This is a genomic window from Spelaeicoccus albus (assembly GCF_013409065.1).
Taxonomy (GTDB): domain Bacteria; phylum Actinomycetota; class Actinomycetes; order Actinomycetales; family Brevibacteriaceae; genus Spelaeicoccus; species Spelaeicoccus albus.
Genome location: NZ_JACBZP010000001.1, coordinates 3,727,163 through 3,742,533, shown reverse-complemented (window position 1 = coordinate 3,742,533; position 15,371 = coordinate 3,727,163). Strand labels below are relative to the sequence as shown.

Here is a 15,371-nt window from a genome sequence, read left to right as displayed (position 1 = left end):
ACGCAGGGTCTCACAGTGATTGGTCTCGAGTCATCAGGTTCACGTGTCATGGCAGTGATTCCTGCTCACAATGAGCAGGAATCACTGCCGGGCACGTTGCGATCGTTGGCTGCCCAAATTTATCCGGTATCGCCCGTGGTCGTTCCGGATAATTGCACTGACGATACGGCGGCTGTGGCGAGGCACCACGGCGCAGCAGTTATGCCGACTTCGGGCAACACGTTCAAAAAGGCCGGCGCCCTCAACCAAACGATTGCCCGTCTGCTGCCGGCCCTCAACGATGACGACTTCGTGCTTGCTATTGATGCGGACACATCGATTGTCGACACGTTCGTTGCCGAAGCCGTCGAATTGATGCACCGAGACTCGGGAGTCGGTGCTGTTGGCGGCGTGTTCGTTGGAGAACCGCCGACGAACTTGCTCGAACTGGCGCAAAGCAATGAATATGTGCGATACGCACGGCAGATCGACCGCACCGGCCGAACAATGGTGTTGTCCGGGACGGCGTCTATTATCCGTGTGACCGCGTTGCGCCAAGTAGCTGCTGCGCGCGGTGACCGGCTGCCGGGGGAGCACGGCGACTTCTACGATCGCGATGCCCTGACCGAGGACATGGAAATCGGCCTCGCACTGAAGACGCTCGGGTGGCGGCTGGAGTCCCCGATCACGTGCACATGCACCACCGAACTGATGCCGACGGTGTCCGACCTCCGCGCCCAGCGCATCCGCTGGTACCGGGGAGCGCTTGAAAACCTGGTCCGATACGGATTAACCCGGGTGACTGTTCGGTATTGGGGACAGCAGCTGATGCTGATCCTCGGCATGATGATGATCGGTTTGTTCCTCACCCTGACGACGGTAGATGCAGTCACCGGAATTCTCCGGTTTTCGCCAATATGGACATCGATCTGCGGCATCTTCGTCGTCGAACGGGTCGTCACCGCGTGGAAGAACGGACGAAAAGGACGGCTACTGGCAGCCTGCCTGGTTCCCGAGCTTTGTTACGACCTGATTCTTCAATCTTCGCTTATTGCTGCCGTTGCGGCAGCTGTCCGGAAAAAGAAAGCCGTATGGCACCACCCGACCGATAAAGAGAAAGGTACTCACCATGTATGGACCACAAGCATCGACCGCAGGAGTCACGAGCCTGGCGATGACAGGATTCATGGCGGCGCATATGTTCCTCGCCGCCTGGGTCTTGTTGATTGCCGGAATCGCGATCATCAGCATCATGCCGGTCATGCGGCGGCGCAAGGCTCGCTCACATCGCTGATCGAACGACGCGAGCAAGCGAGCCGGCACCACACCAACATGCGCTCGCCTCCTCATTGACCTCACGGTGGGCCGAGTAGCCGTCAACAACATGCAAGTAGTGCCCAGCGCACGATGCGTGTTTCGGCCCACCGTATGAGGTGTTGACGGATCAAAAGTCGAGTTGAAACTACTCGTGATCAGCACGAAATTGCGGCCTAGGCTCGCAATTATTAACCGTTCCTTAGACTAGAAAACTTCAAGCGGGTCTCGATTAACATGCGCTCTACCGACAACACTTCGACAGGCAATGTCATTCGTGACGTTGATGCCCGCGACGTTGTCGTAGCTCGCCGCCTGACCGATCTCCCAGCAACGGCGCTGAGAAACCGGTCGGTGGCTGAGCAGGCGCCCCAAGCGGGGCCGGCGGCGGTGAAGCCTTCTGAGACCAAGGCTTCCAGTCGACCGTCGTCGGCCCCTTTTCTTTACGACGTGTACTGCGAGGCAGTGCAATGAGTTCGCTCAATGAGGCCGTGCCTTTCGAAATTGACGTTGCAATAGGTACCGAGTCTGAGACTCGCCGACCGGTTCAATCGTTCGCTCCGACCCACACTCTGTCCAATGACTCGGCTGCGGAATGGACAAGCCGCTACCGCAAAACTTTGGCCGTGATTGATGCAGCAGTTGTTGTAGCCGCTTTAGGCATATCGCAGACTGCGCGATTCGGTCTTGAATTTCAAGGCCGCGTGTTCGATCAAGTGGAGCTCACGTATCTCGCGTTCTTACCTCTGATAGCGGCTGCCTGGTGGATGCTGCTGTGCGTCTTTGGTAGCCGAGAACGACGCATCTTAGGGATCGGTCCCGACGAATATAAGCGCGTCATCGTTTCCACATTCACACTCTTCGGGCTTCTCGCAATCGGGTGCATGGCATTGAAGATCGACGCGTCTCGCGGATACTTTGCATTGGCATTTCCGATCGGTCTCGCAGGCTTACTCACTGAACGATGGACGATGCGCCGTTGGCTGACAACACAGCGCAAATACGGGCATTTTCTCTCTAGAGTGATCGTTCTGGGTAAGGCCAAAGACGTGCGCTACGTCGTCTCTCAGATCGACAAGAAGTCGGGCGCCGCTTACCAGGTCGTCGGCGCTGCGCTGACGAAGCGTAAGCAGCGGAACTTTGTCGACGTTGATGGTCGTAAAATCCCAATTCTGGCCGGCATGGATTCAATCGGCGACGCAGTGGTCGACTACAACGTTGATGCCGTCATTATCGCTGGACCGGTCAATCGGGGCAGCAAATACGTGCAACAACTCGGGTGGAAACTCGAAGAGTCGAAGACCGAGTTGGTACTGGCCACTGGGCTGACGAACGTCGCCGGCCCGCGTATCCACACACGACCCGTCGAAGGCCTGCCGCTCATGCATGTGGAACTGCCGCACTACTCGGGTGCTAAGCATGTGGCCAAGCGCGTAAGCGACATCGTACTTTCAGCCTTTGCGCTGACCGCACTAATGCCAGTATTTGTCGCGTTTGCGCTGCTCATAAAGCGCGACTCGGCGGGGCCGGTCTTCTTTCGCCAAAAGCGAGTCGGCAGGGATGGAAGCACATTCGAAATGTGCAAGTTCCGCTCGATGCGGCCCAATGCGGAAGCTGAGTTGGAAGCATTGAAACCCGGTAACGAGGGATCGGGACCGTTGTTTAAGCTGCACGACGACCCGCGGGTGACCAAGGTTGGCAAGTGGATGCGCAAGTATTCGCTCGATGAACTTCCCCAATTCTGGAACGTATTCAAAGGTGACATGAGCATTGTCGGGCCGCGGCCGCCATTGGCATCAGAGGTCGCTGAATACGCGGAATCCGTCCACCGTCGTCTCTATATCAAGCCCGGCATCACCGGAATGTGGCAAGTGAACGGCCGCTCGGAACTTGGTTGGGACGACAGCGTACGACTCGATCTCTATTACGTCGAAAACTGGTCGCTGACTGGCGACTTGATCATCATGTGGCGCACCTTTCGGGTGATGATTCATCCGGTTGGCGCGTATTAGGTATTCGATCTCCAGCCTGAACACACGGTGACAAAACAGAATCTAGGGGGAAAATTGAACGGGTCTCAAACCGCGCGCCGGATGCTGCGCCGTGTCATGCCGGCGCGCTTCCGCCCGCTTGCGCAATCGGCATATCTTAAACTTGGTCCGGCAACGTCTCGGTGGCGTATGGAGCCTTCATTCTTGGTCATAGGCGGTCAACGCTGCGGCACGACGACAATCTTCAAAAAGCTTGCCGAGCACCCGCAGGTTATCCGGCCGCCGGCGGAAAAGGGAACGGATTATTACACCCTTTACTACGACCATGGATTCGACTGGTATCGGGGCCACTTCCCGCTGACGGCATCCAGCCAGATGAGAGGGCGGGGCAATGGTAAAGCCGTCGCCTTCGAAGCATGTACGTATTACATGTTCCACCCATTCGCTATCGAACGAATAGCCCACGATTTCCCGAACATCAAGCTCGTCGCCATGTTGCGGGACCCAGTTGAACGCGCGTATTCCGCATACAAGCACGAGCTTGCTCGGGGTTTTGAGACCGAGCCAAACTTCATGAAGGCGTTGGAGCTTGAAGACGATCGGCTCGACGGTGAAATCGAACGGATCGCGGCTGATCCTGCTTACGAGAGTCACGCACATCGGCACCAGGCCTATCGGCGCAGGGGCCAATACGTCGAGCAGCTGGAACGGGTCCTTGAACACTTTCCGCGGACGCAACTTCACGTGATGGAAAGTGAGTCCTTCTTTGCTGATCCGGCTCGAGAATACGCTAATTTACTTGAGTTTCTGCAACTGGAAATCAATCTGCCTAAGACGTTCGAACAATTCAATGCCAGGCCGGGGAATCAGATGCCACGTGCCGCGCATGAATACCTCACACACCATTATCAGCAATACGACGAACGGCTGAGCGATGTCATCGGCCGGAGGCCGTCGTGGACAAGATAACGGAGAGCCAAAATCACTCGGCGGGACGAGCTCCGCTAATCGTCAAACCCAACAGCGTGCCTGTAATCCGTCGCGGTCTTTTGGACGTTGCCGCTGATTATATGCGTGATCCGGCCTTTCCCTTGGCGCTGGTTTTGGTGTGGTATCCGCTGTGGTGGATTCTCGGGTTGACGCAGCCGGTGCTACTGGTAGCGACGCTGTTAATGACGTGGCGGCTCATTGGTCGGAAGCCACTCCGCGTCGTCAAGGGTTTCGGATGGTGGCTGCTGTTTCTCATGATCGCCGCGCTGGGCGTGTTCGTCGTACAGGCTGATGCCCCTGGCGCTGTGGCCGGGGCGAGTAACACCCGTTACCTGACCTGGGCGTTACGCATGCTTTGGTACTTGGAAGCTACTGTCGTGCTCATATATATCGTGAATTTCCTACGGGAGATAACGGTGATGCGGCTGGCACGGGTTATCTCGGTGATGTTCGTCACGATCACAATTGGAGGACTGCTGGGAGCTGTTTCGCCGGTGGCATCGTTTCCGTCACTTCTTGAGACTTTACTTCCACACGGCATCACCTCGAATGGATTCGTCAAGTCGCTGCTCCACTCATATCTTGCGCAAGAACAAGAATATTTGGGAACTGCTACGTCTCGACCGAGCGGTCCGTTTCCATACGCGAACTCTTGGGGGCTGAACTACGCCTGTTACCTACCGATATTTGTATACGCTTGGTGCGGCAAGTCGTCGGGTTGGCGCCGATATGCTGCGCCCGTTTGTTTGGTGGCGTCAATAGTCCCGGTAATTTATTCACTAAATCGCGGACTTTGGGCAGTATTAATAATTATGACGATAATCGCATTATTTCGGCTAGTTAAATTAAATAATGTTCGCACAGTTATTATAGCCGGGCTCGTGGCGATTATCGGCGTGGTCGTGGTTTACGTTTCTCCCTTGGCGGATGCGCTTGCGCAAAGGTTTACAGGGCATAATAGCAATGAGGGACGATTCAACCTTCAGTCAGCCTCAATCAGTTCAGTATTGCATGCTTCCCCGATCATAGGACTTGGGACGACGCGCGATGTACAAGGTAATTTCTATTCAATCGCTGATGGAATGATTTCCAGTTGCCCAGCATGCGGGTCACCACCGTTCGGTACCCAAGGATCGTTATGGCTCTTTGTATTCGCGAACGGTCTACTTGGAACTGCGTTCGTTCTTTTCTTCTTTATTGGCGTGCTTTGGCGTAATCGCCGAGTCAGGTCGCCGCAGAGCATAGCATCGATTCTGGTTTTGATCGGATTCATAATTACGACGGCAATATACGACTTCTCGATCACAGCAATGTTTCCAATCATGGCGGCCGTCGCTGTGCTGGGAAACGGTGTCGACACTTCCGAGCACCCACCAATTGGTGGGGCAATAGGCGGTTGGCGATACCGTATGCAAACTTCTGTCATACTTTTATGTTGCGCTGGCGGAGTGGGAGTTGGTGCGCTCTGGCAAACCTCGCGTGGGCCCACGTTCGTAGGTACAGCGTCGGTTTGGCTCCCGATGCCTCCCAAGGACTCCCCAATGGCGGCAGGTCGACTTTCGACGCTTGACACGGAGGCACGATTCATACGGAGCCCGGAGGTTCAGCGGGCAATCAACCCCGCGCAGCGAATTGATGGACGCTCCGGGCGTGGACTCCTCTACGTCGATGCAAGTCCCAATTCGAGGATTCTGAACGTGCATTACACATCGGAAGATCCTGAACAGGCAAAGGCGGGGGCAAGTGCTGCTGCAACTTCTCTCAGCACATTGCGGCTCGAGCGGCTGCACTCAGCACGAGATGCTGAGACTAGGGCCCAACAAGACAAGCTGGCCAACATTGAACGCACTTCACGGATGATTGAAAATGCGTTGAACGTCACTGACGGAAGACAATATATTCGGGAGAATTCGAAAGCCGGAATTCGGCTGCCGAATCCCGAGACAAAGGTCGAACGCAGATACGGGGAGCTTGCGAAGGCGGCAGAAACGTCCCGAATGGCATCTTTGCGCGGAGGACAAAGCGTCGCGGCGGCGAGCTCAACTCTATTACCCTCGCGTTGGAATGTGGCTCTTACGTCGGGTGCAGCGATAGGACTTTCACTCGGGCTTTTGCTCAGCCGGTTGAGTGCGTTCAAAGGTGAACGCATTGACAAGTATCGCAGTCGCGCACGGTTTTTGGAGTTTGGCCTATTGTCACATGAAATTCAATTAAACGGCTCCCGAGCAATCTCCGAGGTGCATAATTGGTGGCGTCCGCTCGAGCCGGCATCGTTCGTGGTGGCGGGAAAGTCCAGTGCGATCCTCAGAAAGTTCGTCGACGGATTAAACGCCGAACGCAATTTCGGCCAAGTTAAGAAAAGCACGTTGACAAAGCCAATGATCGTGTTGGTTGCCGACGGAGCGACACGAATTAGTGAGATCAATCGACATAAATCACTGCTTGAAGCGGGGGGAGCTTTCGTGTGCGGAATAGTAGTAGGCAAGCACGGTAAAGGCGCGACGAACAGAAAACGAGCACGAATTCATCTGTCTCAGTCGTCGGGAAGAAGGGCGAAGACAATTGTCTGATAACTCGAGTGCGGAAACTGGCCAGATAGTGTATCAAGCCCTGCGGCGTCGTTGGGTATGGATCGCGCTCGGCGCAGTAATTTTTGGCGGTCTGGGCTACGGTTACACAATCATGAAGCCGCAGTTGTACACATCGACCGCGGAGATTCTTCTTCTGCCGGTTTCTGGTAGCCCCTTCTCGCCCGAGGCTCAGGCTGCCGGTCAAGATACGTCCGTTGGACTTGAAACTGAAGCAAAGATGATAACTGCACCCGCGGTGCAACACAAAGTCGCGGCGCTCAATAAATCAAGTGTCGTTTATTCGCCGAATCGCGTTAGCGGTAGTATCATCTCCAATAGCCAGGTCCTTCAGATCGACTTTGCGGCACCAACGCGCGCCGAAGCGCGAGATGGTGCAGATATTTACGCTCATGCGTTTCTAAGCTCGAGGGCGAGCGGGGCCAAATCCGTTCAGCAGGCAGAGGCGCAAAAGATAAAACTGCGAATAGCTGATGTCGGAAATAGTCTGAAATCGGCGACAAAGACTGCTAATAGTCGGAAATCGTCGACTAACGCTTCCATAAAAGTTCAGGAACTCGCGAATCGCCAAGCAAATTTACAACAGAAACTCTCAGATATCGAATCTGCTTCGGTAAATCCCGGCAGCATTGTGACGAATGCTTCGACTCCGGGGTGGGGGCAAGCTCTCATCGCGCCGATCAGCATTGTTGTCCTTGCACTGGTTGGTGGAGCGTTGGGGCTCGCGCTTGCAATCTGGCGTACACGGGTGGACGAACGGGTCAATGGGCGTCGAGATGTTTCTGTTAGCGGCGTCAAGGTCTGGTCGACAATTACCAGCAGTCACGGTAATTCCGGAGGCGCGGATAGAGTCAACGATCGGAATCTCGCCTACTCTTCGTACCAGCGAGCCAGTATGGCCATAATTGCGAACATTCCGAGGCCGGCAGTGTTGTCTGTTAGTGCGCTAGTTGCGACTGACAACCTGCCGATATTAACCGCGCAGATCGCGTTGGCGCTCGCAGACTCGGGATACGCTGTGACAGTCGTCGACTCGGAGGTCAGGTCGCCACAAATCGCTTCCGCGTTTGGCATCGATGATGTTCCGGGAGTTGCTGAAGTCGTGAATGGCGCAGCAGAGTTGGCAGCGGTGGGGACAGCAGTTCAAGGCGTGCACGTCATTCCTGCCGGTCACGACCCCAATAGAACTGCTGCTCAGTATTCAGGAGCGGCTTATCGCCATATGATGGAGACGCTGCGCAGCCAGTCCGATTTCGTATTGACATCGACTGAACCACTCTGCGAACCAGTTGGCTTGGGGTCAGCGGCAACGACAGACGGCGTCATTCTTGCCGTTGTCGATGGGGAGACGACTCATCGGCAGGTGGCCGAGCTATTGGAACGCGCAGAAGTTCACGGTGTTGAGGCCGTAGGCGCTGTTGTCGTCCCAAAACAAGTGCTGCCGACATCGCCGTCACCTTCGGGCATCCTTCTTGATGACCTCGTCAGGTCGCGGGCATGATCGCGGAAAGGAATGTGACGTAGTCGTGGTGTTGTGGCCCCAGGCAAATAATAGTTCGCTCGACGAAGGCACTCAGCCAACCGGCACAACGCGGATTCGTGATCTGTTTGGCGTTTTATGGCCGAATGGCGATATATCGATGTCGCGTTCGTTCGGACGCGTAGCCCACCGGGGGGCCGTCAGCTTTGGCGTTGTCCCTTCCCTTGCCCGCCCTCGATTGGTACTGCCGCTTTCGTCGGTCCGTGCCACGTCTGCGGCAATCCGAAACTATAAGGCGTCGGCGACAGGCCGGAGACTGCTGAAAGTCAGGATAGCGACCTTCGCTGCAAGAGCTGGACTTGCCCATTTGTTCGCCGATAAGGTTTCGGTGCGGCCAGGAAACGGTGGAATCGACGAATTTCTGGAGAAAGTTCTAGGCGAACCAGTCAATCTATCGTTGTATATCGGTCCGGAACGCGCCGTGCAAAAGCCGATTGTGCAGGTGTTGTCAAGTCGTGGGCAGACCATTGCGTTCAGCAAAGTAGCCGTTAACGAGTTAACAGCCAGTCTCATTAACAATGAGATATGGTCCATCGACACGGTTCGTAACGCTGATTTGCCGCATTTATCCGCTCCGCGGATAATTAATTGTGAAAAGTGGAACGACCGCCCAGTTGTTGTTCAAGCTGCCGTGCGACCGGGCAAGTCGGAGCAACGGCTCTCAACCCTATTACCCGACGCTACCCGCGAACTCACGAGTGTCGCAGGATTGATCAAAGCCGAGTGGAATTTGTCGGAGTATCGTCGGACGCTCTGTGCGCGGATCGCCAACCTCGAACCTTCCGGATTACACGATAAACTTCAAAGTGCGATTGATGAGTTCGACGAAGTCATGATTGGACGAATTTTGACGTTCGGGGCGTGGCACGGTGATTGGGCACGTTGGAACATGACTACGAGCGCTAGCGGCGATCGAATTGTCGCGTGGGATTGGGAACACTTCGAACGGGGAGTTCCGGCTGGGTTTGACGCCGTACACTTTGACATTTCGGATGCGGTGGTGGTGGAAAAGTTGAGTCCTGTTGATGCGATTGCTCGATTGCTTCGGCAAAGCGACAATTCACTTGCCAGAACGTGTGTGATCGAAAGCGATTTCGTCGCGGTCGTCTGCAGCTACTTGCTGGAAATCGCTACTCGGTACCTTGAACAGGATGAAGTCTCAAAGGCGGACTCGCCTATGAGCCGGCTCGGCGAGTGGTTTGCCAAGGCCGTGGATGGCGCGATTGCCGCGTTGCGCGGAAAAATATCCGATGGCTGACGAGACTAGACCGTCCGCTGCACCATCATCGGCTATGCGATCGGCGGCTCGCGGCTCAGCCCTGAATCTTGCCGGTGCTGTTTTTTCGGCTCTTAGTACCCTTGGTCTCACGATTGTTGTAACGCGGGGTGCATCACAGGACAATGCGGGCGTGTTCTTTGCGACGACTTCGATCTTCGTGCTGATCACTGCGATCGGACGCCTCGGTACCGATACGGGTCTTGTGTACTTCATATCGCAATCGAAGGCTACCGGTCAGCTGAGCCGAGTCAGAGCCTATGTGCTGGCTGCCGCGGAACCCGCGGTGTTGGTTGGGTGCTGTTTGGGCGTCGTGCTTTTTGCGTTTGCGCCGGCTATTGCTGCTGTGACTAGCCCGGACGATACGAAATTGACGGTCGCAGCGTTACGTGCACTCGCGCCATTTGTGCCGTTCGCCGGAATTGCATACGTGGCCTTGGCCGCCACCCGTGGCCTCGGAACCATGCGCCCAAACGTCTTTACTGAGCAATTAATGCGTCCAGGATTGCAGTTGCTCGTGGCGTTCGCCATCGTGATTACGGGCGTCTCGATTAACTTGGCTTGGTCTTGGTCAATCCCTTACGCAGTCTCTGCTTGTCTGGCCGTCTATTTTCTTTACAAAACTTCACGGCGCGTCGTCCGCGCGCCTCAGGAAAAGGGGAGGCGAAGCCGTGAATTTTGGCGCTTCACGGCGCCTCGCTCTGTGGCCAGCATGACGCAGATCGCAATGCAGCGACTCGATATTGTCTTAGTAGCCGTTCTCGCAGGTGCGTCTGCTGCCGCAATTTACACAGCCGCAACCCGCTTTATAGTACTTGGGCAGTTTGCTAGAAATGCGGTGTCGTTGGCCGTCCAACCTCATGTTGCAGCGGCGATGGCGACAACGGACCGATCCGCAATCAGCGGGCTTTACCGAACGTCAACGGCGTGGCTCATGGTCTGTACGTGGCCAATCTTCCTAGTGCTGTTGATCGAAGCGCAGTCGGTCCTCAAAGTGTTTGGACACGATTATCAAGTGGGCGCCGAGGTGCTCGTCCTGCTGTCGGCCGCTATGCTCATCGCCACGTTCTGCGGGGACGTCGACATCATGCTCGTGATGTCTGGCCGATCGCGGCAGAGCTTAATCAACAATGGCGTGGCCTTGATTCTTATGGTTGGGCTTGACGTAGCGCTAATCCCTCGCGTCGGACTTCTGGGGGCTGCTATCGGGTGGGCCAGTGCGATCACTTGCAAAAATTTACTAGGGCTGGTTCAAGTCTGGTGGTTCTATCGAGTTTGGCCATTTGGCAGCGCCCCCGCGATCGTGGCCGTGGCAAGCATATTCTGCTTTGGCCTCGGAGCCGGAATGCCTCGGTTGATATTCGGCGAAAATCTCATCGCATTGATCGTCGGAGTGGCACTCGCGTGTCTGTCATATGCGGGATGGATGTGGAGAGCGAGAACGACACTGGCACTCGATTCGGTTATTAGCCTCAGGCGCCTCCGAAAATGAGGTTTTGGTCGGCAGCACGGCCATCGTCCCGACTAATGTTCAGTTGTCGAAGTGCTTGATAATACGTGCTGGATTTCCTGCGGCCACCACTCCGGATGGAATGGCTCCGTGTACTACCGAACCCGCGCCGATCACGCTGTCGTCGCCGATCGTCGTGCCCTTTAGCACAATCGAGCGAAGTCCAATCCACACGTTCGAGCCTATTGATATAGGGGAGCGCGTCTTTTTCGTCGGTTTACGGTGTCGGTCAACTGGATGAAGGTTATGATAATCATTATCAGTGATTCCGCAGTCAGAAATCAGACAATTTTCCCCAATTTGCACTTGTGAGCTTGCAATTATCCAGCACCCGTTTAGCATTGTGTTCTTGTCCACATTTAGTACCCCGTTACCGGTAACGCGCACAGTTTGTCGGATCCGAATTCCTGAGCCGAGCGTGACGTGTGTTTTGCCACGAATTTTCAAGCGGCCTTGGACCATGACGTCCTGCGCCATAGTTAGATTCGGGTATCGGAAAAGGTACCAGCGCCGACGTACTCTGAAAAACATGCGGGCGGGAGTAATGAGAGTCTTCGGGAGACGGGTTAGTGTGTTAGTCACACTGGGTGCCGTCGTTGTCCGGTCACGATCGGTTCCGGCGTTAGATTCCACGACCGCGGCCATTCAGCTGCTTCATTACCCAGCGCCAGCTGAGGCCGCTAACGACCGCAGTCGCCAGGTAGGTTCTCGGCTCGCGCCAATTAGCCTTGAACGCGCGACGAGCCCAGCTGAGCGCTTCACGGCGATGGCGCAGGGCAGCGTTTCCAAATGCCAATTTGCCGTACGATAATGCAGCAGCGGTACGATTTTGGTGAAGTTCCGGATAGCGCTTGAGCAGCCACAAGCTAGCCTCATTCCGAACTTTCCAGTCTTGGGCAAAATACGACGTTTCGGCCCAACGGACATTGATGAGGGGCTCGTCAACGTGCAATATTGGCTTGAGTTGGGTCGCGCGTATGAGCAGTTCGCGGTCTTCGGCCATGCTTTGCGGCAATGTCTCGTCGACAAGGCCAAGATCGCCCAAGAAGGCCGATCGACGAGCCATAAATGAAGACGAGTGCAGCATAGCCATTCGAGACGTGAAAAACGCTGAATGATCGACCTCAGTACGGCCCGCGAGCCGGTCGATCGTCTTCGACTTGAAGTCGACGGCCATGGCAGTCGTGACGAAGTCGTGCTGCGGTGAATCGTGCAGTGCGCGGACTTGTGACGACAACTTATTCGGACGCCACGTGTCATCGTCGTCGCAAAACGCGACAAGCTCACCCGTGGCTTTAAGAATCCCGGAATTTCGGTTTCCTGCAAGGCCGGGCGTTCGTGTGTTGCGGAAGACGCGAACACTCCTGTCGGATCGCTCGCTCTCTAGGCTGTAGTCAGGTTCGGTTTTGTCGAAGACGACTATTGCTTCAATTGGTCCGCAATAGTCCTGGTTAAGAACTGACGCCAGCGCCTGACGTAGGAAATCGGGGCGGTTGTAAGTGGGAATTACGACAGAGACAAGTGGGAGACGCTGGAGTGGACTTCGCTCTGCGATTGTCGCTGTGTCATCCTTGCGATGTTGATTCATGACGTCCCCTGTGTGGTCGCGAGCTCAAATTTGGGCGGTCGTACTTCGCGCAGGACCTTAGTACTCAGCGCGTCGATGATGTGCTCCCGGGTGAGGGCGTCGGGCGACGTTGCGATCGCAAGGCCCCGTTCGGATAATTCGTTGGCGAGAAGGGCCTGGTGGTCGTCGATGTGCTCACCGAAGTCCGATTGGCGTGGCATGAGAATGGGGGCTTTGCCGTGCTTGAGCGCGACCAGTGCCGACCCGACGCCGGCATGCATGGCGACCAAATCGGCGGCACCTATCGCGTCCTGTAAATCGTTAGCGGGCACCTTGGGATACGCCTTGATGTTGAGACCAGTGACGTCGGTGCAGCCGGTTTGCCAGAGTATTTCGGCATTCGGGTCGACGACTGTCGGCAGCACCCGCAGCAGTCGTTCGATAGCGCGGCGAAATCCGTATCTGCGCATAGTACCGAGAGTGACGACTACGCGCGAAACGTGCCTTGGCGGGCTGACGCGTTCGGCAGTATAACCGTCGATACCACTGCCTCGGTATCGCCACTTCGAGTTCGCCCACGACTCGTTCTGCGCATACAAATTGATGTTCGGCAGTCTGGATAGCAGGTTGCCGGTAAAACTTGGACCGTTCAGGCGTGTTTGGCTCTCGATATAGTGGTACGGCGTCCGGAACAATTTGCCGGCTAACGCGTACGGGATTGCGATTCCGGCGCCAGTGCTGATGATACGAGCGTACCGATTCGCGCGTAACAGGCGGAGCGCCGGCTGAATATTTTGCGTCAACGCCCTGTAGCCTCGCGGACCGATGTACGGAACTTCATGCACGACGTGCCCGGCCATTTTGAGCGCCTCTAGCTGTTCGCTCGTGTGTGACACCCATTCGACTGACGCTGACTCAGGCAGGAACCTTGGGTACAAATTTCGTAATTGCTCCAGGTGGCCGCCAGACGTCGCAACGAGTAGCGTCGGCAGCCCGGGATCGGTAATTTGACGGTCGTTCATCGTCGTCCCAACGCTCGATACAGCCATCCTGCTTCTCGCCATTTCTGCGGATCGAGGACGTTTCTCCCGTCCAGAACAGCGGCACGGCCGACTAGTCGTTTGATATCGGCGGGATCCAACTCGCGGTACTCGTCCCACTCGGTGAGGAGCAGTACGGCGTCGGTGTGCTCAAGCGCTTCGTATACGTTCGCGTTATACGATAAATTGGGGAACAACTTGCGAGCGTTGTCGATTGCCCGGGGGTCGGTGACGGTCACGTCGCCTCCCTGGAGTGAGATCTGCGCGGCGACGTTCAAGGCGGGGGAGTCCCGTACATCGTCGCTATTTGGCTTGAAGGCAGCTCCCAAAACTGTGATCTTCCGGCCGATAAACGAACCGTCGCAGACTTCTCTCGCCAAGTCGACCATACGAATCCGGCGGCGCATGTTGATTGAGTCGATTTCGCGGAGAAAGGTGAGAGCTTGATCGGCGCCGAGCTCTCCGGCGCGGGCCATGAACGCCCGGATGTCTTTTGGCAAACATCCGCCACCAAATCCTAAACCTGGGTTTAAAAACTTTCGGCCGATGCGATCATCCATTCCAATAGCGTCGGCGAGCTGCGCCACATCGGCTCCGGCTGCTTCGCATAATTCCGCCATGGCATTAATGAATGAAATTTTCGTGGCGAGAAATGAATTCGCCGCGGTTTTGACCATTTCGGCCGTAGCGCGGTCAGTGACTAAACGTTTTGTCCCGCGCTTCAACAGTTGAGCGTAGACCTCATCGAGACTTGCTACGGCACGCCTTCCAACTTCGCCTTCTTCGACTCCATAGACAAGACGGTCCGGGCTGATGCTGTCCTCGATGGCATGCCCCTCGCGTAGAAATTCGGGATTCCACGCGAGCGACGCCCCGGGCGCCGACGCTATCGACTTGGCTAGCATTTCTGCGGTGCCGACGGGCACTGTGGATTTGCCGACTATCAAGTCTCCGTGGTTGAGATGCGTGGATAGCGAGGCCACGGCAGAATTCACGTAGTCGAGATTTGCACCCAACTCGCCGGCACGTTGCGGCGTCCCGACACACACAAAGTGGACTGTTGCGCCTTTTGCCGATGAGAAGTCTGTAGTGAATCGAAGGAGGCCGCTCGCCTGCGAATCGGCCAGCAGCTTGTTTAATCCCGGCTCGTAGAAAGGTGGTTCACTCAGCGTCAGACTGTCGACCTTGCTTGCGTCTACATCGATTCCAACTACTTCATGCCCGAGAGAGGCAAGTACGCCGGCGTGGACTGCGCCAAGATAACCGCATCCGACTACCGATATTGACGTCATGCTGACTCCACCATTGCAGATCGGTTGAGGCTCCGGACGACGGAGAGGTTGGGGGTTGAATAGTGTGTTGGAGCGATTTGTAAAACCATAATGAGACCTCGCTGCACATATTTTTCCTAGGGCCCGAGTGTTGGGCCGGGGATAACGGTTGATCACCATTATTGGTCGAAGAACGGCCGGCGGAAATGCGATTTTGTGGAGTCGAGTAGAGCTCAGCGGAAGTCGAGTAGCGTTTGGCTAGGCCAAAGTAGCAATTCAGGCATAACGGGGTACCGTTGGAGTCC

11 protein-coding genes are annotated in these 15,371 nt (G+C 55.8%); 7 read left to right on the top strand and 4 right to left on the bottom strand.

From position 1 onward, the window contains the following. Window positions 1–15: 15 nt before the first annotated feature. The 7 genes from BJY26_RS17320 to BJY26_RS17290 all read left to right on the top strand — a co-directional run bounded on the left by BJY26_RS17320 (window position 16) and on the right by BJY26_RS17290 (window position 11,170). A complete protein-coding gene (locus tag BJY26_RS17320; protein WP_179429428.1) occupies window positions 16–1,332 on the top strand; it encodes a glycosyltransferase family 2 protein in 1,317 nt (438 codons plus the stop codon). Window positions 1,333–1,919: 587 nt separating this feature from the next. Next, window positions 1,920–3,305, top strand: coding sequence for a sugar transferase (locus tag BJY26_RS17315; protein ID WP_237249189.1), 1,386 nt, complete (start codon window positions 1,920–1,922; stop codon window positions 3,303–3,305). A 27-nt stretch (window positions 3,306–3,332) separates the two neighbouring features. Next, window positions 3,333–4,253 (top strand): sulfotransferase, encoded by a 921-nt coding sequence (locus tag BJY26_RS17310; RefSeq protein ID WP_218852482.1) that lies wholly within the window; start codon window positions 3,333–3,335, stop codon window positions 4,251–4,253. After that, complete coding sequence (locus BJY26_RS17305) at window positions 4,241–6,844, top strand: O-antigen ligase family protein (protein WP_179429426.1); 2,604 nt, start codon at window positions 4,241–4,243, stop codon at window positions 6,842–6,844. The genes BJY26_RS17310 and BJY26_RS17305 overlap by 13 nt, the downstream gene beginning before the upstream one ends. A gap of 28 nt (window positions 6,845–6,872) precedes the next feature. Beyond that, complete coding sequence (locus BJY26_RS17300) at window positions 6,873–8,363, top strand: Wzz/FepE/Etk N-terminal domain-containing protein (RefSeq protein ID WP_179429425.1); 1,491 nt, start codon at window positions 6,873–6,875, stop codon at window positions 8,361–8,363. 25 nt (window positions 8,364–8,388) lie between these two features. Continuing rightward, the gene (locus tag BJY26_RS17295) at window positions 8,389–9,660 is read left to right on the top strand and encodes a hypothetical protein (RefSeq protein ID WP_179429424.1); all 1,272 of its coding nucleotides are present in this window, start codon (window positions 8,389–8,391) and stop codon (window positions 9,658–9,660) included. Continuing rightward, the gene (locus BJY26_RS17290) at window positions 9,653–11,170 is read left to right on the top strand and encodes a lipopolysaccharide biosynthesis protein (protein ID WP_179429423.1); all 1,518 of its coding nucleotides are present in this window, start codon (window positions 9,653–9,655) and stop codon (window positions 11,168–11,170) included. Before BJY26_RS17295 ends, BJY26_RS17290 begins: the two co-directional genes overlap by 8 nt. 39 nt (window positions 11,171–11,209) lie before the next feature. Here BJY26_RS17290 and BJY26_RS17285 read toward each other — a convergent pair whose 3' ends face one another. The 4 genes from BJY26_RS17285 to BJY26_RS17270 form a co-directional block, all read right to left on the bottom strand. After that, window positions 11,210–11,665 carry an acyltransferase gene (locus tag BJY26_RS17285; RefSeq protein WP_179429422.1) on the bottom strand — a complete coding sequence of 152 codons (456 nt, stop codon included), beginning with the start codon at window positions 11,663–11,665 and terminating at the stop codon, window positions 11,210–11,212. A gap of 145 nt (window positions 11,666–11,810) precedes the next feature. Continuing rightward, window positions 11,811–12,776 (bottom strand): glycosyltransferase family 2 protein, encoded by a 966-nt coding sequence (locus BJY26_RS17280; protein WP_179429421.1) that lies wholly within the window; start codon window positions 12,774–12,776, stop codon window positions 11,811–11,813. Then, a complete protein-coding gene (locus BJY26_RS17275) occupies window positions 12,773–13,777 on the bottom strand; it encodes a glycosyltransferase (RefSeq protein ID WP_179429420.1) in 1,005 nt (334 codons plus the stop codon). The genes BJY26_RS17280 and BJY26_RS17275 overlap by 4 nt, the downstream gene beginning before the upstream one ends. Beyond that, on the bottom strand, window positions 13,774–15,087 hold the full coding sequence (locus BJY26_RS17270; RefSeq protein WP_179429419.1) for a UDP-glucose dehydrogenase family protein: 1,314 nt from the start codon (window positions 15,085–15,087) through the stop codon (window positions 13,774–13,776). The genes BJY26_RS17275 and BJY26_RS17270 overlap by 4 nt, the downstream gene beginning before the upstream one ends. Between the last annotated feature and the right edge of the window lie 284 nt (window positions 15,088–15,371).

Coding starts and splice junctions, on each gene's coding strand:
- BJY26_RS17290 (WP_179429423.1), top strand. CDS start 9,653: ATGGCTGACGAGACTAGACCGTCCGCTGCACCATCATCGGCTATGCGA.
- BJY26_RS17285 (WP_179429422.1), bottom strand. CDS start 11,665: ATGGCGCAGGACGTCATGGTCCAAGGCCGCTTGAAAATTCGTGGCAAA.
- BJY26_RS17280 (WP_179429421.1), bottom strand. CDS start 12,776: ATGAATCAACATCGCAAGGATGACACAGCGACAATCGCAGAGCGAAGT.
- BJY26_RS17275 (WP_179429420.1), bottom strand. CDS start 13,777: ATGAACGACCGTCAAATTACCGATCCCGGGCTGCCGACGCTACTCGTT.
- BJY26_RS17270 (WP_179429419.1), bottom strand. CDS start 15,087: ATGACGTCAATATCGGTAGTCGGATGCGGTTATCTTGGCGCAGTCCAC.